At 62.8% G+C, this 21,769-nt stretch carries 18 protein-coding genes; 13 read left to right on the forward strand and 5 right to left on the reverse strand.

Annotated features, from left to right (window positions below):
* Positions 1–62: 62 nt before the first annotated feature.
* The 3 genes from JQ609_RS27585 to JQ609_RS27595 form a co-directional block, all read right to left on the reverse strand.
* Positions 63–1,007, reverse strand: coding sequence for an ABC transporter substrate-binding protein (locus JQ609_RS27585; RefSeq protein WP_212205809.1), 945 nt, complete (start codon positions 1,005–1,007; stop codon positions 63–65).
* A 139-nt stretch (positions 1,008–1,146) separates the two neighbouring features.
* Positions 1,147–1,890, reverse strand: a complete 744-nt coding sequence (gene hutC, locus JQ609_RS27590; RefSeq protein WP_212276030.1) for a histidine utilization repressor — start codon at positions 1,888–1,890, stop codon at positions 1,147–1,149.
* Positions 1,887–3,245 (reverse strand): formimidoylglutamate deiminase, encoded by a 1,359-nt coding sequence (locus JQ609_RS27595; RefSeq protein ID WP_212276031.1) that lies wholly within the window; start codon positions 3,243–3,245, stop codon positions 1,887–1,889. Before JQ609_RS27595 ends, hutC begins: the two co-directional genes overlap by 4 nt.
* An 89-nt stretch (positions 3,246–3,334) precedes the next feature.
* On the opposite strand from JQ609_RS27595, the gene hutI reads away from it, so the two are divergent.
* From hutI to hutU, 3 genes are read left to right on the forward strand one after another with little or no spacing between them, the layout of a single operon-like run.
* Complete coding sequence (hutI, locus tag JQ609_RS27600; protein WP_212276032.1) at positions 3,335–4,549, forward strand: imidazolonepropionase; 1,215 nt, start codon at positions 3,335–3,337, stop codon at positions 4,547–4,549.
* On the forward strand, positions 4,546–6,105 hold the full coding sequence (gene hutH / locus JQ609_RS27605) for a histidine ammonia-lyase (protein ID WP_212276033.1): 1,560 nt from the start codon (positions 4,546–4,548) through the stop codon (positions 6,103–6,105). The genes hutI and hutH overlap by 4 nt, the downstream gene beginning before the upstream one ends.
* Before the next feature lie 58 nt (positions 6,106–6,163).
* On the forward strand, positions 6,164–7,834 hold the full coding sequence (hutU, locus tag JQ609_RS27610) for a urocanate hydratase (protein ID WP_212276034.1): 1,671 nt from the start codon (positions 6,164–6,166) through the stop codon (positions 7,832–7,834).
* A 15-nt stretch (positions 7,835–7,849) separates the two neighbouring features.
* Here hutU and JQ609_RS27615 read toward each other — a convergent pair whose 3' ends face one another.
* A complete protein-coding gene (locus JQ609_RS27615; RefSeq protein WP_212276035.1) occupies positions 7,850–8,806 on the reverse strand; it encodes a tripartite tricarboxylate transporter substrate binding protein in 957 nt (318 codons plus the stop codon).
* Between the two features lie 469 nt (positions 8,807–9,275).
* Here JQ609_RS27615 and JQ609_RS27620 point away from each other — a divergent pair, with 469 nt between their 5' ends.
* The 10 genes from JQ609_RS27620 to JQ609_RS27665 all read left to right on the forward strand — a co-directional run bounded on the left by JQ609_RS27620 (position 9,276) and on the right by JQ609_RS27665 (position 20,928).
* Positions 9,276–9,998, forward strand: a complete 723-nt coding sequence (locus JQ609_RS27620; RefSeq protein ID WP_212205828.1) for a FadR/GntR family transcriptional regulator — start codon at positions 9,276–9,278, stop codon at positions 9,996–9,998.
* Between the two features lie 14 nt (positions 9,999–10,012).
* Positions 10,013–10,951 carry a dihydrodipicolinate synthase family protein gene (locus JQ609_RS27625; RefSeq protein ID WP_409363374.1) on the forward strand — a complete coding sequence of 313 codons (939 nt, stop codon included), beginning with the start codon at positions 10,013–10,015 and terminating at the stop codon, positions 10,949–10,951.
* Positions 10,952–10,990: 39 nt separating this feature from the next.
* The gene (locus JQ609_RS27630) at positions 10,991–11,920 is read left to right on the forward strand and encodes a Gfo/Idh/MocA family protein (RefSeq protein WP_212276036.1); all 930 of its coding nucleotides are present in this window, start codon (positions 10,991–10,993) and stop codon (positions 11,918–11,920) included.
* Position 11,921: 1 nt separating this feature from the next.
* The gene (locus JQ609_RS27635; protein WP_312014901.1) at positions 11,922–13,028 is read left to right on the forward strand and encodes an aldose epimerase family protein; all 1,107 of its coding nucleotides are present in this window, start codon (positions 11,922–11,924) and stop codon (positions 13,026–13,028) included.
* A gap of 10 nt (positions 13,029–13,038) precedes the next feature.
* Positions 13,039–13,926, forward strand: a complete 888-nt coding sequence (locus tag JQ609_RS27640) for an SMP-30/gluconolactonase/LRE family protein (protein WP_212276038.1) — start codon at positions 13,039–13,041, stop codon at positions 13,924–13,926.
* A 183-nt stretch (positions 13,927–14,109) separates the two neighbouring features.
* A complete protein-coding gene (gene chvE / locus JQ609_RS27645; RefSeq protein ID WP_212276039.1) occupies positions 14,110–15,174 on the forward strand; it encodes a multiple monosaccharide ABC transporter substrate-binding protein in 1,065 nt (354 codons plus the stop codon).
* Positions 15,175–15,278: 104 nt separating this feature from the next.
* Complete coding sequence (gene mmsA / locus JQ609_RS27650) at positions 15,279–16,868, forward strand: multiple monosaccharide ABC transporter ATP-binding protein (RefSeq protein WP_212276040.1); 1,590 nt, start codon at positions 15,279–15,281, stop codon at positions 16,866–16,868.
* On the forward strand, positions 16,865–18,055 hold the full coding sequence (mmsB, locus tag JQ609_RS27655; protein ID WP_212205846.1) for a multiple monosaccharide ABC transporter permease: 1,191 nt from the start codon (positions 16,865–16,867) through the stop codon (positions 18,053–18,055). The genes mmsA and mmsB overlap by 4 nt, the downstream gene beginning before the upstream one ends.
* A gap of 94 nt (positions 18,056–18,149) precedes the next feature.
* Positions 18,150–19,733 carry a GMC family oxidoreductase gene (locus JQ609_RS27660; protein ID WP_212276041.1) on the forward strand — a complete coding sequence of 528 codons (1,584 nt, stop codon included), beginning with the start codon at positions 18,150–18,152 and terminating at the stop codon, positions 19,731–19,733.
* Between the two features lie 28 nt (positions 19,734–19,761).
* The gene (locus JQ609_RS27665) at positions 19,762–20,928 is read left to right on the forward strand and encodes a M20 family metallopeptidase (protein WP_249128483.1); all 1,167 of its coding nucleotides are present in this window, start codon (positions 19,762–19,764) and stop codon (positions 20,926–20,928) included.
* Between the two features lie 267 nt (positions 20,929–21,195).
* Here JQ609_RS27665 and JQ609_RS27670 read toward each other — a convergent pair whose 3' ends face one another.
* Entirely contained in the window at positions 21,196–21,678 is a 483-nt protein-coding gene (locus JQ609_RS27670) for a MarR family winged helix-turn-helix transcriptional regulator (protein ID WP_212276042.1), read from the reverse strand.
* Positions 21,679–21,769: the final 91 nt, after the last annotated feature.

The following is a 21,769-nucleotide window of genomic DNA, read 5'->3' on the forward strand; positions in this document are numbered from 1 at the left end:
CGCAGAGCGCGAAATGTCCCGCTTCAAATTCGTGAAGCGGGACCGTCGCGGCGTCGCCTGGTCTACTTGATGAAGCTCGCGTCGAACAGGTCTTCGGTCTTCGGGATCGATTTGATGATGCCGATCTCGAGCAGCAGCTCGCCAGCTTCCTTGGTGAAAGCCTGGAACTCGCCCGCGAAGAATTTCTGGTTCGCGGCCTTGTCCTGCCAGCGCAGATACTTTGCCGAATTGCCGAACTGCTCGCCGGACTGCTTCACGTCGGATCCCATGATCTCGTAAGATTTGGCCTTATCCTTTTCGATCAGGGCCACCGCCTCGAAATAACTGTCGGCCAGCGCTTGCGCGGCCTTCGGATTCTCGGTCAGGAATTTCGGCGTGCAGCCGAACGTGTCCATGATCATCGGATAGTCGAGCGTGGTGGCGATGATCTTGCCCTTGTCCGGCGCGGCACGCACCGTCGAGAGGTAAGGCTCATAGGTCATCGCCGCATCGTTCTGGCCGGCCACGAAGGCCTGCGCGGCCGCGGCGGGCTCCAGGTTCACCACGGTCACGTCCTTGACCGTGAGACCGTTCTTCTTGAGCATCCAGGCCAGGGTGAAATAGGGGGCGGTGCCGGGGGCGGACGCGGCGACCGTCTTGCCCTTCAGATCCTTGATCGCGGCGACGTCGTTTCGTGTTGCCATGCCGTCGGCGCCGTAGCTCTTGTCGAGCTGGAAGATCTGCTTGGTCGCGACGCCATTGGCATTCCAGGAAATCCAGGTCTCCACCGTGGTTGCCGCGCACTGAATGTCACCTGACGCGATGGCCAGATGGCGATCTTTTTGCGGGATCTTCTTGATCGTCACATCGAGGCCGTTCTTCTTGAAGATGCCGGCTTGGTTTGCGAGCGTGAGCGGTGCAAAGCCGGTCCAGCCGGAGATACCGATGCCGACCTTTACGTCCTGTGCGACGGCTGGTGCGGACACCAGGAGTGCCGCGGTTGCGGCGAATACTCTAAAACTAAGCATGGCTGTATCCCTTTTCTGGTTCATGGATTGCGTCTTGCTCACCTGTTCACGTCTCGGCAGCGTTGCTGCTTTTGTAATTCCTGCTTTGTAACTTGCGTTGCATAAATTGTGCCGGACCTTCTGCGCATTGATATCCCTCTCAGCCGCCCTTGAAGCGGGCAACCAGTTTGTGGGACTCGCCCGGATAAACGAGCCTCACGGCCGTCAGTGTCCGTGCACTGCGCCAGGTGTGGCGGTCGATCACGAGGCAGGGCGCACCGATCGCAATGTCCAGTGCGGCTGCGGCCTTGTCGTCGGCCACGATAGCGCTGATCGAATGCTCTGCTTCCGTCCATGGGACATGGTGAAGCAACCACGTGCCGGGCGGTTCGACCGCAAAATCGGCCGTGGCGGCTTCGGGCACCGCGTCGAGATCGATCAGCCTGTCCTCGATCGCGAACGGCACGCCATCGGCGCTGTGACGACAGGCAATGGCGATCACTTTCCCGGTTTTCCGCACACCAAGACGCGCGCGGTCGGCGGCATTTGCAGTGCGGCGCGAGCACTGGATCAGCTGATAGCCATAGCTGCGGCCGAGCGCGGTGATCTCCGCGCGGATGTCGGGAATTGTCAGGACTGCTGACAGAAATTTGGGACGGCGCACAAAGGTGCCGGCCCGCCGCCGCCGCTCGATGAGATCGGCTTGCGCCAGTTCCGACAGCGCCTTGCTCACGGTCATTCGCGCGCAGCCATAGTGCGCCATGAGTTCGTGTTCGAACGGGATGCGGTGACCCGGCGGCCATTCACCGGTCAGGATGCGACGTTCGATGTCGAGGCGTATCTGCTTGTACAGCGTCGGCTTGTCGGCTGTCTGGTGTTTGTCGCGGTCGATCGAGAGGCTCATGCGACGAGCCTTCGCACGGCAGCGTTGAATGTCTCGCGCGCCTTCTGGCGGAGCCGGTGCCGCCCGCCTTCAACGACCTTGCTGCCGCCTGCCCAGACGCAGTCGATAGCCCCCGCATTGGCCGCAAAAATCCAACCGTCGATGACCGCATCCCGATGGCGCCCGGCGAGCGACGGATGCGCGGTGTCGAGCGTGACGATATCGGCGCGTGCGCCTGCCTGGATTCCTGTGGTCGGCTGCGCGAGTGCCTGGGTGCCGCCGGCCAGCGCGGCGTCGAACAACGCCCGTCCGGTCGAAATACCGGGACCGCCGGACAACACATTGCGCTCGCGGTGTTTGAGCCGCTGGCCGTATTCGAGCTGGCGCAGTTCATCGGCGGCGCCGATGAGGACATTGGAATCAGTGCCCACGCCGAACCGGCCGCCTGCGTCGAGGAATTCGCGCGCCGGAAAAGTACCGTCGCCAAGGCTTGCTTCGGTAACCGGGCAGAGGCCCGCGACGGCGCCGCTTTTGGCAAGCGCGGCGATCTCGGTCGCGGTGGTGTGCGTCGCATGGATCAGGCACCAGCGCCGATCGACGGGCGCTTGTTCGAGCAGCCACTCGACCGGCCGCCGGCCCGACCATGCGAGGCACTCCTCGACTTCCCTGGTCTGTTCGGCGGCATGGATATGGATCGGCCCGCCTTCGGCCAACGGCACGATGGCCGCCAGTTCGTCCGGCGTCACGGCGCGCAGGCTGTGCGGAGCGATACCGACATTGGCCCCGGGCAATTCGCGGACGGCCCGTCTTGTGGCGTCAATCAGTTTGGCAAACTGGTCGACCGAACAGATGAAGCGGCGCTGGCCGGCATGGGGCGCGGCGCCACCAAAGGAGCCGTGCGCGTAGAAACTCGGCAGCAGCGTTAGCCCGATGCCGGTGGCCTCGGCGGCTTGCGCAATTCGCGTCGCCATCTCGGCCGGATTGGCATAGGGCGTGCCGTCGTGGTCGTGATGGAGATAGTGGAACTCCCCGACGCGTGTGAAACCTTGCTCGAGCATCTCGACATAGAGCAACGTTGCGACTGCTTCGGTGTCTTCGGGCGTCATATCAAGCGCGAAGCGATACATCGTCTCGCGCCATGTCCAGAAAGTATCGGCGGTATTACCGCGTGTTTCGGCAAGACCCGCCATGCCACGCTGGAACGCGTGACTGTGCAGGCTCGCTATTCCCGGGATGGCCAGCTGGTGTCGTTCATCTTCGGCTTCCGGCGCCGCGCCGACGGTAATCCTGGTGATGATCCCATCGGCCACAACCACCTGCACGTCATCGGCCCACCCGGACGGGAGCAGCGCTGACGCGAAATGCAGAGTGGACATGTTTTCCAAACCGGCTGGACAGAACACCGGCACGATAATATGTATAGACATATCGTCCCGTCAAGCTTCTGCCTTTGAGGGAATGCTGCATGGCCGAGCGCTTTGATCGAATTTGGCATAATGCCCGACTCGCCACCATCAGGGAGGATCTGCCCGACCTCGGCGTGATCGAGCACGGCGTGATCGCCGCGCGGGATGGCCGCATCGTCTTCGCCGGCAGCCGTTCCGATTTTCCGTCTGATGCCGATGCGGCCGAGCGGATCGATTGCGCGGGGCGGTGGATTACGCCCGGACTGATCGATTGTCATACCCATCTGGTGTTCGGCGGAAACCGCGCGCACGAGTTCGAGCTGCGGCTGCAGGGCGCCAGCTATGAGGAGATCGCGCGGGCGGGCGGCGGCATCGTCTCGACGGTCGCCGCGACGCGGGCCTCCAGCGAAGCTGAACTCGTTGCCGGTGCGCTGCCGCGGCTCGATGCGCTGATCAGCGAGGGAGTGACGACGGTCGAGATCAAGTCCGGCTATGGGCTCAACACCGAGACCGAGATGCGACAGCTGTCCGCCGCGCGTGCGTTGGGCCGCGACCGCCGGGTCAGCGTCCGAACCAGCTTTCTTGGCGCGCATGCGTTGCCGCCGGAGGCCGATGGCGACAAGGATCGCTACATCGAGCTTGTTTGCCGCGAGATGCTGCCGGCCGTGGCGCAGGCCGGGCTTGCGGACGCTGTCGACGCCTTCATGGAAGGCATCGCTTTTTCGGGCAATCAAACGGCGCGGGTGTTCCGTGCGGCCAAGGCGCTTGGGTTGCCGGTCAAATTGCATGCGGATCAGCTGTCGAACCTCAGCGGAGCGGCCCTTGCTGCGGAATTCTCTGCCCTGTCCGCCGATCATCTGGAGCACACGGACGAAACCGGCGCCGCTGCCATGGCGCGGTCGGGCACGGTAGCCGTACTGCTGCCCGGTGCGTTCTATTTCATTCGCGAGACGACCAAGCCTCCGGTCGACCTTTTCCGTGCCCACGGCGTCAACATGGCGCTCGCGACCGATTGCAATCCTGGCAGTTCGCCGCTGACGTCGCTTCTACTGGCCATGAATATGGGCGCGACGCTGTTCCGGATGAATGTTGCCGAATGCCTGGCCGGTGTGACGCGGGAAGGGGCGCGCGCACTCGGCATTCTTAATGAGACCGGCACGCTCGTAACAGGCAAATGGTGCGATCTGGCGATCTGGGATATCGAGCGGCCCGCCGAACTCGTCTACCGGATCGGCTTCAACCCGTTGCATTCGAGGGTGTGGAGGGGACGATGAGCGACCGCGTGGCATCCATTGTTGTTTCGCCGGGAATGGTTGGCCTCGATGAACTGGCGCAGGTGCTTGCGGGCGCGGCCGTCGCGCTCGATCCATCCTTTCTGCCGCGCGTCGAGGCGGCTTCGGCCATCGTTGCGAAGGCCGCGGGCGCTGATGTTCCGGCGTACGGCATCAATACGGGGTTCGGAAAACTGGCGTCGAAGCGAATTCCACCGGACCAGACGACGCTGCTGCAACGAAACCTGATCGTGTCGCATTGTTGTGGCGTAGGGCCGCCGACGCCGGAGCCGATCGTGCGCCTGATGATGGCGCTGAAGATCGTCTCCCTGGGGCGGGGCGCGTCAGGTGTTCGCCGCGACATCATCGAGCAACTGCAGGCCATGCTGGCGCGCGGTATTTATCCGCTGGTGCCGCAGCAGGGATCGGTGGGCGCGTCGGGCGATCTGGCGCCGCTGGCGCATATGACAGCCGTCATGATCGGTGAGGGGCAGGCGCTGATTGATGGCAAGGTCATGCCGGGCCTTGATGCGCTGGCTTCCGCCGGCCTCGCGCCGGTGACGCTCGGGCCGAAGGAAGGGCTCGCCTTGATCAACGGCACGCAGTTTTCGACGGCCTATGCGATTTCGGGTCTGTTGCGCGCGCACGGCCTGCTCTGCGCGACGCTGGTGACCGGCGCCTTGTCGGTCGATGCGGCGATGGCTTCGACAGCGCCGTTTCGCGCCGAGATCCAGCAGTTGCGAGGGCATGCCGGGCAGATCGCCGCCGGGGCGGCGCTGACAGCGTTGCTGGAGGGCAGTGACATCAGGAACTCGCATCTGGAGGGCGACGAGAGGGTGCAGGATCCGTATTGCCTGCGTTGCCAGCCGCAGGTGGCCGGCGCCGTACTTGACCTGCTGACGCAAGCCGCCCGCACATTGACGATCGAGGCCAACGCGGTCACCGACAATCCGCTGGTGCTGGTAGAGACCGGAGAGATCGTCTCGGGTGGAAATTTTCACGCCGAGCTGGTTGCCTTCGCCGCCGACCAGATCGCGCTGGCGTTGTCCGAGATTGGCGCCATCAGCGAGCGGCGCATTGCGACACTGGTCGATCCCGCGCTGAACTTTGGTCTGCCGCCATTCCTGACCCCGGAGCCCGGCATCAATTCCGGCTTCATGATGGCCGAAGTGACGGCGGCCGCGCTCTATGCCGAGAACAAGCAACGTGCCGCGGCCTGCTCGATCGATTCGACACCGACCAGCGCCAACCAGGAAGACCATGTGTCGATGGCCGCGCATGCCGCGCGCCGGTTGTCTGACATGGCGGATAACCTTGCCACTATTCTCGGCATCGAGCTGCTGGTAGCGGCGCAGGGCATCGGGCTGCGCGCGCCGCATACGACCAGCCCGGCACTTGCTGCGGTGATTGACACGCTGCGTGAGCAAGTTCCGGCGCTCGGTGGCGATCGCTACATGGCCGACGACATTGCGAAAGCAACAGCGCTGGTCGCAGCCGGTGCATTGCCATCAGCCGCGATTTCGGTGCTCAAGAACAACCCGTTTCCAATGCTTGCCTGAACAAGACTTGATGAACAAGACTTGCCTGAACAAGACTTGCCGAGAAAGGTCATCTGTCATGAACCGCCGACTGGACAACGATCGCATCATCCGATCGCCGCACGGGTCCGAGATCAGCGCCAAGAGCTGGCTCACCGAAGCGCCGCTCCGAATGCTGATGAACAATCTCGATCCTGATGTTGCCGAACGGCCGAGCGAACTCGTCGTCTATGGCGGCATTGGCCGCGCAGCCCGCGACTGGGACAGTTTCGATCGCATCGTTGCGTCACTGCGCAAGCTCGAAGCCGACCAGACGCTGGTGGTTCAGTCGGGCAAGCCGGTCGGAATTTTCCGCACCCATCCCGATGCGCCGCGCGTGCTGATCGCGAATTCGAACCTGGTACCGCACTGGGCGACGCTCGATCACTTCAATGAACTCGACAAGCAGGGCTTGATGATGTTCGGCCAGATGACCGCCGGGTCGTGGATCTACATCGGCAGCCAGGGCATCGTGCAGGGGACGTACGAAACCTTCGTCGAGGTGGGTCGCCGCCATTACGGCGGCAGCCTCGCGGGCAAGTGGATCCTGACCGCAGGGCTCGGAGGCATGGGCGGCGCGCAACCGCTTGCCGCGACGATGGCCGGTGCGTCGATGCTCGCAGTCGAATGCCAGCCGAGCCGCATCGAGATGCGGCTGCGCACGGGTTACCTCGACCGTCAGGCCAGCACGCTCGATGAGGCGCTCGCGATCATGGCGCAGGCGGGGCAGAGCAACAAGCCCGTCTCGGTCGGCCTGCTCGGCAACGCCGCCGATATTTTTCCCGAGCTGGTGCGCCGCGGGGTCAGGCCCGACATCGTCACCGATCAGACCAGCGCGCATGATCCGATCAACGGCTATCTGCCGAAGGGATGGACGCTTGCCGAGTGGACGTCCAGGCGCGAGGCCGATCCGAAAGCGGTTGAAGCGGCGGCGAAGACTTCCATGGTCGGCCACGTCCAGGCCATGCTGGATTTCCACGCCCAGGGCATTCCGACGCTCGACTACGGCAACAACATCCGCCAGATGGCGAAGGACATGGGATTGAAGAACGCGTTCGATTTCCCCGGCTTCGTCCCGGCCTATATCCGTCCGCTGTTCTGTCGCGGCGTCGGGCCGTTCCGGTGGGCCGCGCTATCGGGGGATCCGGAAGATATCTTCCGGACCGATGCCAAGGTCAAGGAGTTGATGCCTGACGACAAGCATCTGCACAACTGGCTCGACATGGCCCGCGCGAGGATCAAGTTCCAGGGGCTGCCGGCGCGGATCTGTTGGGTCGGCCTTGGCGATCGCCACAGGTTGGGCCTGGCGTTCAACGAAATGGTGGCGCGCGGCGAACTGAAGGCGCCGATCGTGATCGGTCGCGATCATCTCGACAGCGGCTCGGTGGCGAGCCCGAACCGCGAGACCGAAGCGATGCGCGACGGCTCGGATGCGGTGTCGGACTGGCCGCTGCTCAATGCGCTGCTCAATTGTGCGAGCGGGGCCACGTGGGTCTCGCTGCATCACGGCGGCGGCGTCGGTATCGGCTATTCGCAGCACGCCGGCATGGTGATCGTCGCAGACGGAACGCCGGAAGCCGCGCGCCGCCTCGAGCGGGTGCTTTGGAATGATCCGGCGACGGGGGTCATGCGCCATGCGGATGCGGGCTATGAGACCGCGATCGAGTGTGCAAGGACCAACGGTCTCGATCTGCCTGGCTTACCCTCATAACCGGAATCGTCGGCGTCACTGAGGTACGATGCCGGCTTCTTTGGTCAGCGTTGCCCAACGCTCGATGTCGGCAGCCACGTGCTCGGCGAATTGTTTCGGCGAGAGCCACTGCGCTTCGAAGCCGATTTCGGCGAGGCGCTGGCGGACCGCGGGTTCGTCCAGGATTTCTCGGAGCGCCCCCGACAGCTGTTCAACCACCTCCGGCGGGGTCCCCTTGGGGGCGAACACGCCGGTCCACGCGGAGAGATTTCCTAAATCAACTCCCTGCTCCTGTACGGTCGGCAGTTCGGAGAGCAGCTTGGTCCGGTCCTTGGTGATGGTCACGAGCGCGCGAAGCTGGCCCGATCGCGCCAGCGGCAGGGTAGAAGTCACATCGTTGAACATCAGGGAAACGCGACCGGCAATGACGTCGGTAATGGCCTCCGGACTGCTCTTGTACGGCACGGCCTGGACATCGATACCGGCGCGCCGTTTGAACATTTCACCGGCAAGCTGGCCCAGCGCGTTCGAATAGGCAAACGACATCGTGCCGGGCTTCTGCTTTGCAAGCGCGATCAACTCACCGACGCTTTTGGCTTCGATCCCGGGATTGACGACGAGGATATAGGGGAACAGGCCGACACGGGAGACGGGCGCAAAGTCGTCCTTGGGGGAATACTGGATGGATTTGAGCAGACTGGGGTTGGCGGCATGCGTGGATGATCCGCCGAACATCAGTGTGTAGCCGTCCGGTGCGGAGCGCGCGGTCGCGACCGCACCGATTGCGCCGCTCGCGCCGGCGCGGTTTTCCACCACGATGGTCGTCTTGAGCATTTCGGCGAGCCGTTGGGTGACAATCCGGGCCACGCCGTCCGTGCCGCTGCCCGCACCGAACGGCACGATCACGGTGATCCGACGGGAGGGGTATGTTTCTGCCGTTGCGACGCCGCACACAGCAAGAAGCGTTGCGAACGCAAGCACGGTACGGCGCATGGATCTGCTCCAAATGTCCACTGTCGATTCCCTCGGGTGATGAAAGCCGGTTTGGCCGTGAAAAAATGCAACGGCGCGCAGTGATCTTGGCTGAAGACATCGGTTGCGCCGGATGTCCGGCGCGGGCGCTCGAAACGCTTTTTTCGACCGACGATGCGGTTGCCCGCAGGTCGCCGTTGATACCGGTTCATCGCTACAGTGTCTACAGTTTTCAGTTTTTACCCACGATGTGGAGACTGTTGACATGGTGTGGCGCCAACCGCGCACGTTTGCGCAAGGCCGTGACATGGACCGGAGGTCTTGCGGATACAGAGGGGATCAAGAAAGTCATACTAATATGATAATATGCTATACAAGGCCCGGGGGTTGTGGCATGGGGGACATCGCGACAGCTTGATCTCGCCCGAAGAGGCGGGGCGGTCCGCAACGATTAGGGAGCGAAACCAGCCATGACTCCACGAGACCTGTCTTGAGGTCCGACCGGGTTGTGATTGCGCCGGGCCGCGGTCATTTCAGCCAGGTGGAAGTGACCCGGACGATCGGGATCGACATCATTGTCGGCCGCTATCCGGAAGGCGCAAGTCTGCCGCGCGATGCGGAGCTGACTGCCATGTTCGACGTCTCGCGCACCGTATTGCGTGAAAGCGTCAAGACGTTGTCCGCCAAGGGATTGCTCAACGCCAAGGCGGGCGTCGGCACGCGGGTCAGGGAACGTTCGGCCTGGAACATGTTCGATTCCGATGTGCTCGGCTGGCACCTCGAAGCCGGGATCGACAAGCGGTTTCTTCGTGATCTGGCCGACATCCGCCTCGCCGTCGAGCCGCATGCCGCAGCCCTTGCCGCCGGGCGACGGGCGGATGATGTGGTCGCTCAACTGCGCGACAGCATCGCAAAAATGCGCAGCTTTGCTTCTGATTCAATTGAATTCGCCGATGCCGATCTTCGGCTGCACCTCGACATCGCGACCAGTTCGGCCAATCCGTTCATGCGGTCGATCGGCGCCGTGATCGAGGCGGCATTGCGCGCGTCGTTTCGGCTGAGCGCGCCGACCGAGGAGCGGGAGCGCGAACTCACCATCGCAGCCCACGAACGAATTGTCGACGCAATCGCCGAGCGGAATGCCGAGGCGGCTTCCGCGGCGATGAAGGAAGTCATCTTCAACGGCCTGCGCCGCCACGGCGCGGCTGGTTAAGGCGAAAGCGGAGAATGGTCATGGCAGCTTCCACCGTCGAACGACCTTATAAGGGCGTGTTTCCAGTCGTGCCGACGGTGTTTGACGGCGACGGCCGGCTCGATCTCGATGGACAGAAACGTGCCGTCGATTGCATGATCGATGCCGGCTCGCAGGGACTGTGCATCCTCGCCAACTTCTCCGAGCAGTTCGTGTTGACCGACGCCGAGCGCGACACGGTGCTCGACGCCGTATTGACCCACGTCGCGGGACGCGTCCCCGTCATCGTCACGACCACGCATTTTGCTTCGCACATCTGTGCTGAACGTTCGCGGCGAGCCCAGCAGGCCGGCGCCGCGATGGTGATGGTGATGCCGCCCTATCATGGCGCGACCATCCGGGTCGGGGAAAACGCCATCTACGAGTTTTTCCGCACCGTTTCGGATGCGATCTCGATTCCGATCATGATCCAGGATGCGCCGGTCGCCGGCACGGCCCTGTCAGCGGCCTTTCTCGCCCGCATGGCGCGCGAACTCGCGAACATCGCCTATTTCAAGATCGAGACGCCCCAGGCTGCCGCCAAGCTGCGCGAGTTGATCGCGCTCGGCGGCGCGGCGATCGAAGGTCCGTGGGACGGCGAGGAAGCGATCACGCTGATGGCCGACCTTGATGCCGGCGCGACCGGCGCCATGACCGGCGGCGGTTATCCCGACGGCATTCGCCAAATCACCGATCCGTATTTCGCCGGCCGCCGCGCCGAGGCGGTTGCGGCCTATGAACGCTGGCTGCCGCTGATCAACTATGAAAACCGCCAGTGCGGCCTGATCGCCTGCAAGGCGCTGATGAAGGAAGGCGGCGTCATCAGGCACGAGACCGTTCGTCTTCCGCTTCAACCGCTGCATCCGGCCGTGCGGGCGGGCCTGATGGAAATCGCGAACCGGCTGAGTCCGCTGGTGCTGCGCTGGGGCAAGTGAGCCGCTGACATCGTTCCTCGAACGTCGGGAAGAACTGACGTGACCACCATTCGCATTGCCATCGTCGGCCTCGGCAAGATCGCCAGGGATCAGCATATTCCCGCGATATCAGGCACTGACGGCATCGAACTTGCGGCGATCGCCAGCCGCAATGCTTCGATCGACGGGATCGCGCATTTTACGACGCTTGACGAACTGCTGGGTGCCAGGCCCGACATTGATGCCGTTGCGCTCTGCACGCCGCCCCAGGTGCGCCATGTGCAGGCGGCGGCTGCGCTGAAGGCCGGCAAGCACGTGCTGCTCGAGAAGCCGCCGGGCGCCACCGTCAGTGAACTCGATCCTCTGGTCGCTGCGGCTAGGCAAACCGGACGAACGCTGTTTGCAACCTGGCATTCGCGTTTTGCGCCGGCCGTCGAACCCGCAAGAAATTTTCTCAGCGCTCGACAGATCAAGTCGGTGGTCGTCGAATGGAAGGAGGATGTCAGGGTATGGCATCCCGGCCAGGCTTGGATCTGGGAGCCGGGCGGGCTTGGCGTATTCGATCCCGGCATCAACGCGCTTTCGATCCTGACCCGCATCCTGCCGCGGCCGTTCTTTCTGACGCAAGCCGAGTTGTCCTTCCCGCGCAATCGCGCGGCGCCGATTGCGGCCGATCTCGTCTTTTCGGACGAGACGGGGATTCCGATCCGGGCGGAATTCGACTGGCGCCAGACCGGTCCGCAGATCTGGGATATCCGGGTCGAGACGGACGCCGGGTGGTTGACGCTCGCTTCCGGCGGCAGCCATCTCTCGCATGATGGCCATATCCTGGTTGACGAGCAGCAGGCGGAGTATCGCGGCATCTATCGGCGCTTCGTCGAACTGATCGCAAGCGGTGCGTCCGATGTCGATCTGTCGCCGCTGGTCCATGTCGCCGATGCCTTCATGCTCGGCCGGCGCCGCGACGTCGAACCATTCATCGAGGTATGACGTGACGCAGGCAGGCCAATCACAGACAGCGAAGATTGTTCGCGAGATATTCGGGCATCTTCCGGACGGCACCGCGATCGAAATGGTGCGGCTGCGCGGTGCGGATGGTTTCGAGGTGCGCCTCATCACCTATGGTGCGGCGCTGCAGTCCATCTTCGTACCTGACCGGGCCGGGCGCCTCGCCGATGTGGTCCTTGGCCGCGATGATCTTGCAGGCTATCTCGCGGTTCGGCGTTTCCTCGGCGCCACGGTCGGGCGCTATGCCAACCGGATCGCGGGCGGCACCTTCGAGCTGGATGGCGAACGCTTTCAACTGCCCACCAATGACGGAGCCAACGCGCTGCATGGTGGGCTGCAAGGCTTCGATCGCACACCATGGACCATCACGGCGATGGGTGAAGACCCGTCGCCGTTCGTCACGCTGTCCTATGTCAGTCCGGATAGCGAGGAGGGCTATCCCGGGACGCTGAAAACCGAGATCACCTATCGCATTTCCGGTGGCAGCGAGCTCGCGCTCGAATTCTCAGGGGTGACCGACAAGCCGACCATCGTCAATCTGACCAACCACAGCTTCTTCAATCTCGCAGGTGTCGAGTCTAGTGGCGACGTGCTCGATCATCATCTGACGATCGCGGCGGGCTCCTATCTGCCGATCAGCGCCGCCGGCATTCCGTTGGGCGCGCCCGGCAAGGTCGATGCAACGCCGTTTGATTTTCGCAAATCCTGTCCGGTCGGCGCCCGCCTGCGCGATGCGACCGAACAGGTTCAGATCCGGCAAGGCTACGACCACAATTTCTGTCTGCCCGGCGGCGCGACCACCGAGCCGCGCTTTGCCGCCCGCGTGGAAGACCCAAAGTCGGGCCGGGTTCTCGAACTCTGGACCGACCAGCCGGGCGTCCAGTTCTATTCCGGCAATTTTCTCGACGGGTCCGTGACCGGCAAGTATGGCCGCGTTCACCGACAGTATGACGCGCTCTGCCTGGAACCACAGGTCTATCCCGACACGCCAAACCGCCCCGATTTTCCATCGGCGCGGCTCGATCCCGGGCAGAGCTATCGTCACACATCGCTGTATCGATTTTCGGTGAGTAAGGTTGCAGGGGAATAAGGGAGCTCGCGTGGAAGAAGTCGGCACCAGCATCCTGAGCGATTGGCCTTGCCATCTCGGCGAGGGCTGCACCTATGATGCGGCGACCGATACCGCATGGTGGTTCGATATCATCGAGCGCCAATTGTTTCGGGCCGACCTTGCATCCGGCGCGGTCACTTCGCACGCGCTTCCGTTGATGGCGAGCGTCCTGGCGTTCATCGATGATCAGCGCCAGTTTCTTGCGACAGAAAATGGCCTCTATGTCCGCGACATCGCGGATGGCCGCCTCACGCTTCATATGCCGCTCGAAGCGGACAATGCGGCAACCCGCTCCAACGATGGGCGCGTGCATCCCTGCGGCGCGCTCTGGATCGGGACCATGGGCCGCAACGCGGAAAAAGGAGCCGGCGCGATATATCGCTTTTACCGCGGCGAACTGCTTCGGCTCTATGGCGACATTAGCATCCCGAACGCAATCTGCTTTTCGCCCGACGGCGCCACGGCCTATTTCACCGATAGCAGCGAGGGCGTCCTTTACCGCGTCGCCGTCGACCCGGCGAATGCGGTGCCGATCGGAGACCCCGAGACACTCTATGATAACAGCGGCGGGATAGGCGGCCTGGATGGCGCCGTGGTCGACGCCGAGGGGTTGATCTGGAATGCGCGCTGGGGCGGATCCTGCATCGATGTCTATACCCCGGAGGGCGATCGGGTCCGCACCATCAGGATTCCGGCGAAGCAGCCGAGTTGCCCGGTCTTTGTCGGCCGGAATTTCGCTTCGCTGCTGGTCACCACGGCCTGGGAGGGCATGGACGAGCATGCCAGGGCTGCCGACCCGCACCACGGCCAAACCTTCGTTCTCGACGTCGGCGCACGGGGGCGGCCGGAACCTCGCATCAGGCTCGGTTCGACATGATGGATCGCTTCACAATACGGCGCATGAGCGCTGCATGTACTTGCGGAACCACAAGGTGTGACCGATCATCCGTTCACGTCTCCGCCGACCCGACGTTCCCCAATGATGCGCCGATACGTTACCGGCGCCAAAAGCAAACCGCTGATAACGCGGCGATTAACGCTCAACACCCGGGAGTGAAACATGAAACTACTCAAATCTGCTCTATCGGCCGTCTTGCTCGGCGCGGTCGCCCTTGCGGAACCCGCGCTCGCGCAAACCAAGCCCACTGTAGGCATCGCCATGCCCACCAAGGCTTCGGCGCGCTGGATCGATGACGGCAACAATATCGTCAAGGTGCTGAAGGAGCGCGGTTACAATACCGACCTGCAATACGCCGAAGACGACATTCCAAACCAGCTCTCTCAGATCGAGAATATGGTGACCAAGGGCGCCAAGGTACTGGTGATTGCTTCGATCGACGGCACCACCCTGTCCGACGTGCTCAAGCAGGCCAAGGACAAGGGCATTACCGTGATCGCCTATGACCGGCTGATCCGCGACACCCCCAACGTCGACTATTATGCGACGTTCGACAATTTCCAGGTCGGCGTGCAGCAGGCGCAGTCGATCGAGCAGGGGCTGAAGCTGAAGGAAGGCAAGGGCCCGTTCAACATCGAGCTGTTCGGCGGCTCACCCGACGACAACAACGCCTATTTCTTCTACAACGGCGCGATGTCGGTGCTGCAGCCCTATATCGACAGCGGCAAGCTCGTGGTCGTGAGCAAGCAGATGGGAATGGACAAGGTCTCGACGCTGCGCTGGGACGGCGCCACGGCGCAGGCCCGGATGGATAATCTGCTCAGCGCGTTCTACACCACCAAGCGGGTCGATGCGGTGCTTTCGCCCTATGACGGCCTTTCGATCGGCATCCTGTCGTCGCTCAAGGGCGTCGGCTACGGTAGCGGCAATATGCCGATGCCGATCGTGAGCGGTCAGGACGCCGAAGTGCCTTCCATCAAATCGATGCTGCGCGGCGAGCAATACTCCACAATCTTCAAGGATACCCGCGACCTTGCCAAGGTCACCGCCGACATGGTGGACGCGGCGTTGAGCGGCAAGACCGTAACGGTCAACGACACCACCACCTACAAGAATGGTGTCAAGGTCGTGCCGTCCTATTTGCTCAAGCCTGTCGTCGTCGACAAGACCAATTGGGAGAAAGTCCTGATCGACGGCGGTTATTATAAGAAGGCGCAAATCAACTAAGACGAGTTGTGACAAAGCGGATGGCCGTGGCAAAAGCGCGAAGCGCGTCTTCGTGGCATACGCCGCGGCCATCCCTGCCTTCCTGCCGGTTCCAGGGAATTTGAATGGCCACATTGCTTGAAATGCGCGGTATCGGCAAAGCCTTCGCCGGCGTCAAAGCGCTCGACGACGTCAATTTCACCGTGAGGCAGGGCGAGATCCACGCGCTGGTGGGCGAGAACGGCGCCGGCAAATCGACCTTGATGAAGGTGCTGAGCGGCGTCTATCCCGATGGCAGCTATGACGGCAGCATCATCTATGACGGCCAGGAGCGCCACTTCCGCGACATCAACGATTCCGAGGCGCTCGGCATCATCATCATTCATCAGGAGCTGGCGCTGATCCCGCTGCTCTCGATCGCGGAGAACATCTTCATTGCCAATCCGCCGTCGCGCTTCGGCATGATCGATCGCGACGCGGTCTACAGGCGGTCGCAGCAGCTGCTGGCGAAAGTGGGGCTCAATGAGGCGCCGGATACGCTGGTCACCGATATCGGCGTCGGCAAGCAGCAACTGGTGGAGATTGCAAAGGCGCTGTCCAAGGAAGTGCGCCTTCTGATTCTCGACGAGCCGACCGCCAGCCTCAACGAAAGCGACAGCGCGGCGCTGCTCGACCTTCTGCTCGAGTTTCGCTCCCATGGCATGTCCGCGGTCCTGATCTCGCACAAGCTCAACGAGGTGGCCCGCGTCGCCGACCGCATCACGGTGCTGCGCGATGGCCGTACTGTCGATACGCTGGATTGTGAGCTAGGTGCGGTCGAGGAAGATCGTATCATCCGCAAGATGGTGGACCGGGATCTGGAGCATCGTTTCCCGAAGCGGGAGCCTGCGATAGGCGAGGTGGTGTTCAAGGTCGAGAACTGGTCGGTCTATCATCCCCAGCATGCCGATCGGCAGGTCATCAAGAATGTGGACTTCCAGGTTCGCCGCGGCGAGATCGTCGGTATCGCCGGTTTGATGGGCGCAGGGCGCACCGAATTCGCCATGAGCCTGTTCGGCCGTTCCTGGGGCCGCAACATCACGGGTCGCGCCTTGCTGCATGGTCGCGAGATCGACCTCTCGACCGTGAGCCGCGCCATCGACGCTGGCCTCGCCTACGTCACCGAGGACCGCAAGCAGCTCGGCCTGCTGCTCGCTGAAGACGTGCGCAAGAACATCACGCTTGCCAATCTCGATAGCGTCGCAGCCGGCCGCGTCATCGACGACATCAAGGAGTTGCAGGTGGCGAGCGATTATCGCAACCGCATGCGCATCCGCTGTTCCGATGTCTATCAGACGTCCGGCAACCTGTCCGGCGGCAACCAGCAAAAGGTGGTGCTGTCGAAATGGCTGTTCACCGATCCGGAAATCCTGATCCTGGACGAGCCGACCCGCGGTATCGACATCGGCGCCAAGTATGAGATCTATTGCATCATCAACGAGCTGGCCGATGCCGGCAAGGCCGTCATCGTGATCTCGTCGGAAATGCCGGAATTGCTCGGGATCTGTGACCGCATCTGCGTCATGAACGGTGGGGCCTTTGTCGGCGAGTTCGATCACGCCGAGGCGACGCAGGAAAAAATCATGCGCGTCATCGTGCGCAAGGGCGAACAACTGGTCGACAGAGACCTGGAACGAAAACTGGAAGAGAAGCTATTGGGAGAGGCGCATCCATGAGCGATAACACCGTGATGCTTCCCGAGGCGCGCAAGCATGCGGGCTTTCTCAAGGCCAATTTGCGCGAATACGGCATGTTGTTGTCGCTGTTCGCGATCATGCTGTTCTTCGAGGTCGTTACCGACGGCACGCTGCTGCGCCCGCTCAACCTCACCAATCTGGTGCTGCAGAACAGCTATATCGTGATCATGGCGCTCGGCATGCTCTTGGTCATCGTCACCGGGCACATCGATCTGTCGGTCGGATCGGTCGCGGGCTTCATCGGCGCGATCGCCGCGGTGCTGATGGTACGTTACGGTATGCATTTCATTCCAGCCGCGATCATCTGCCTCGCGCTCGGTGGGCTGATCGGTGCGGCACAGGGTTACTGGGTGGCCTATTTCAAGATTCCGTCCTTTATCGTCACGCTGGCCGGCATGCTGGTGTTCAAGGGGCTGGCGCTGGCGGTGTTGCAAGGTCAATCGGTCGGCCCGTTTTCACCGACGTTCCAGAAACTTTCCTCCGGGTTCATTCCTGAACTGTTCCCCGGCGCCGGCTCGCTCAACCCGACCTCGCTATTGATCGGCGCCGTGCTGGCGCTTGGCCTGGTGTACGTCAGCGTCACGACGCGCGCCCGCCGCGCCAGCCATGGTGTCGAGGTCGAACCGACCGCATTCTTTGCACTCAAGAACGCAGTCCTGTTCGGCGTGGTGATGTATTTTACCTATCTGATCGCTTCGCATCGCGGTCTCCCCAACGTACTGGTGATCATGATCGCGCTGATCGCGCTCTATGGTTTCGTCACCGCGCGAACCACCATTGGCCGGCAGATCTATGCCGTCGGCGGCAATGAAAAGGCGGCCAAGCTTTCCGGCATCAAGACCGAACGGCTGACCTTCCTCACCTTCGTCAACATGGGTGTGCTGGCGGCGCTCGCCGGCCTGGTGTTCGCAGCAAGGCTCAACACCGCGACACCAAAGGCCGGGGTCGGCTTCGAGCTCGACGTGATCGCCGCCTGCTTCATCGGCGGGGCCTCGGCCTATGGCGGCGTCGGGCGGGTCGCCGGCGCCGTGATCGGCGCGCTGATCATGGGGGTGATGAACAATGGCATGTCGATCCTCGGCATCGGGATCGACTACCAGCAGGTGATCAAGGGCCTCGTGTTGCTGGGCGCGGTATGTCTTGACGTCTATAACCAGCGACGCTGAGGTGGCACAGTTCGCTTAGCGCCGCTATCGCGCCAGCCTGCGCGGTTTGTACCCTCCGCGATTGCGATTTTCTGGAACATCGAGAAGTAACGCCATGTATGACGTCATTGTAGTCGGCGGCGGTTCTGCCGGTGCCGCGGTTGCCGCCCGGCTCTCCGAGGATCCTGCCAGGCGCGTGCTGCTGCTGGAAGCGGGCCTCGACTGGCGTGCCGATGAGGCGCCCTGGGAAGTCCGGACGCCGAACCCAATTCCGATCATTCACCAGCGCGAATATCAGGAGAAATGGCAGTGGCCTAATCTGCTGACGCGCCGGGTGGCGGGGCAGGAGGCGCGCTTCTATTGGCGCGGCAAGGGCCTCGGCGGCAGTTCGATGATGAACGGCCAGATCGCCATCCGCGGTGTGGCTGATGCGTTCGACGAATGGGCGGCCGGTGGCTGCACCGGCTGGTCCGCAAAAGAGGTCATGCCGCTGTTCTCGGTCATCGAGGATGATTTCGAGTTCGGCGACCGCGCAGGCCATGGCCGCGGCGGACCGTTGCCGGTCTATCGCGCGCCGCCGGAGAAGTGGGGGGCGATCGATCGTGGACTCCGTGACGCCGCGCTGGCATCGGGATATCCTTGGTGTGCCGATCTCAACGGACCGGATGGCGAGGGCGTCGTCTGCTATCCGATCAACAGCCGCGACAGCCGCCGCATCACCACCAATGAGGCCTATCTGGAGCCGGCGCGCGGCCGCGCCATTCTGGAAATTCGCGGGCATTCGCTGGTCGATCGGCTCCTAATCAGGGACGGCCAGGCAACCGGCGTGCTGGTTCACGTCGAAGGGCAGGGCAGTTTGGAAATCAGCGCACGCGAGATCGTGCTGTGCGCCGGCGCCATTCACAGCCCGGCGATCTTGCTGCGTTCGGGCATCGGCCCGGCCGACGAACTGAAGACGATGGGCATCGCGGTCCAGCGTGACCTGCCGGTCGGCAAGCATTTCTTCGACCATCCGCTGTTTCGCGCGACCATACAGCTGCGCGAAGAGTTTCGGCCGACAGATCCGGATACGCGCCATACCAATTGCTGCGTAACGTATTCATCCGGGCTTGCGGATGGCGGCAAGCGCGACATGATCCTGATCGCTTTCAACCATCGCGGCATCGGCAACCCCGGCGCCATCGGTGCGGGGCTGTTCAACGCCTATTCGCGTGGCAATTTGAGGCTGGCTTCGACTAATGCTTCGATCGACCCGATCGTCGAGGAAAACATGCTCGCCGATGACCGCGACCTGCTGCGCATGGTCGATGCCGTGAAGCGGCTGGCCGTGCTTACCACCCAGCCGGCGCTGGCTGACATCGCCGAATGGATACGCCTGATCGACACCGATCTGACGCTGCCGCAGGCCGCGGCGCTGCCGAACGGGGAACTCCAAGCGCTGCTCCGCCGCGAGACCGGCGACATCCAGCATGCCGCCGGTTCTTGCCGCATGGCTGGCTTCAACGATGCCAATGGCGTGGTGAATCCGGATGGCACCGTGAAGGGCATCGCCGCGCTGCGCGTGGCGGACGCCTCGATCATGCCGTCCGATTGCCGCGCCAATACCCATTTCACCACGGTGGTGATTGGCGAGGCGATTGCGCGCATGATGATGCGGAATACGAGAGTGTCGAACAGCGCTGCCGCGTTGATGCTGTAAGAACTTGGATATGCTTAAAGGAAATACCATGCCCGCCAGTACCGAAACGCAGATCACCGAATGGATCGCGTCGCAAAAGCAATCGATGATCGATCTGCTGCGCGACGTCGTGAATATCGATTCCGGCTCCTACGACAAGGCGGGCGTCGATGCGGTGGGCGCACGATTCGAGCAGCATTTTGCGGCACACGGTATCGAGGCGTGGCGCGAACCTCATGACGTGTTCGGCGATGCCGTCCATGCGCTGGTGACGAAGCCGGGCAGCAACGAAAAGCCTGTCTTGCTGATGGGGCATCGTGACACGGTGTTTCCCAAGGGCGAGGTGGCGCGCCGGCCGTTCACCATCGAGGACGGGAGGGCCTATGGGCCCGGGGTTGCCGACATGAAGGCCGGTCTGGTGATCAACGCCTTTGTCGCCGCGGCATTTCACAAATTCGGTGGCGCGCCGTGCCCGATCAAGCTGCTGCTTACCGCTGACGAGGAAATCGCCTCACCGTCGTCCCGACCGGTGATCGAGCGGGAAGGCCGTGCCGCGCGGGCGGTGTATAATTCCGAGCCCGGCCGGCCGACCGGCAACGTGGTCACCAGCCGCAAGGGCGGCGTGTTCATGCGCTTCGAGATAGCAGGCAAGGCCGCGCATTCCGGCGGCAATTTTGCGGAAGGCATCAGCGCGATCGGCGAGCTCGCGCACAAGATCGTTCAGATCCACGCTTTGACCGACCTTGCAAAAGGCATCACCCTCAATGTCGGGTTGGTCGCCGGTGGCCAGTCGGTCAACACCACCGCGCCGTATGCCGAGGGTCAGATCGACATGCGCTACATCGATCCCGCCGATCGCGCCTCCACACTGGCGGCGATCGAGGCCATTATCGCCACGTCGACGGTGCCGGGCACGACGGCGAAGCTGCACATCAACGGCGAATTCCTGCCGGTGGTGCAGAGTGAGACGTCGAAAATCCTGTTTGATGGCTACCGCGCGGCGGCGAAGGATGCAGGCCTACCCAACGTCGCAGGCGAATTCGCCGGCGGTTGCGCCGATTCCGGCTTCACTGCGAGCGTCGGCACCCCGACGATTTGCGGAGTAGGCCCGGTTGGCGGCAATGCCCATACCGCGCAGGAGTATCTCGAGCTCGACAGCATTGTCCCCCGCGCCCAGGCGCTCGCGCTGGCGATCTTCAGAACTGGCGTCGATTAATCTGCCTGATCTGCGAACGCAATGGCTACCGCGAGCGGCATTGCGGAGCTGAGCTTCATCGACGACGTCGCGGGCGCTCACTCCGACCGTGAGGGCGTGAAAGATTTGTGCGCCAGCGATTACAGATTGCGCAGTAGGCTAAAAAGACAGCAGGCGATGCGATCTGAGTTGGCTGTCGGCAGGAAACGACCGCCTTAAAGTTTGTCAGCATGCGCGCCGAGCAGGAGGGCTGTAGGCTTCCTCGCGTCGCTGCCTGACGAACGAAAGCTATTTCTTTCTGGCGGTGTCTGTCAAAGCCGTTTGCTGCGGTGCGCGGCTTAATTCGTTGCCGGCGGCGATGGCCTTGCGCAAGAGTCGCATGAGTGTCGCGGCCTCGGCATTGGAGAGGCCAGCCAACATGATCCGCTGCGCCGCCTCGACGGCCGGCTCTATCCCGTCGAGGGTCCGATGTCCTTCATCGGTGATCTGCAACGCGTGGGCGCGCCTGTCGGTGCGGCTGGCCTGCCGAACCAGCAAACCTTTCTGCACCAGCCGATCGACAACGCCGGTGATGGTCGTCCGGTCATAGGCGATCAACCCGGCAAGCGTCGCCTGGTCGATTCCGGGCTGCGTCCCGATGGTGGTGAGCGCCGCGTATTGAACGGGGGTGAGGTCATAGCCGGCTTCCTCGACCGCGGCATGGAAGACCGCCACCGCAATCTGCTGGAACCGGCGCGCCAAGTGCCCCGGCTTGTCGTCGTTCTCGGTCACCCAAACCCTCCCTTGACACGTATACTGATAATAAGCATACTGATTAAATTCGGCAACGGCTTTTTGGAGCCCCCAGCAAGCTAAAAGCTAG

Origin of the sequence: Bradyrhizobium sp. AUGA SZCCT0169, assembly GCF_018130085.1 — a bacterium.
GTDB lineage: Bacteria > Pseudomonadota > Alphaproteobacteria > Rhizobiales > Xanthobacteraceae > Bradyrhizobium.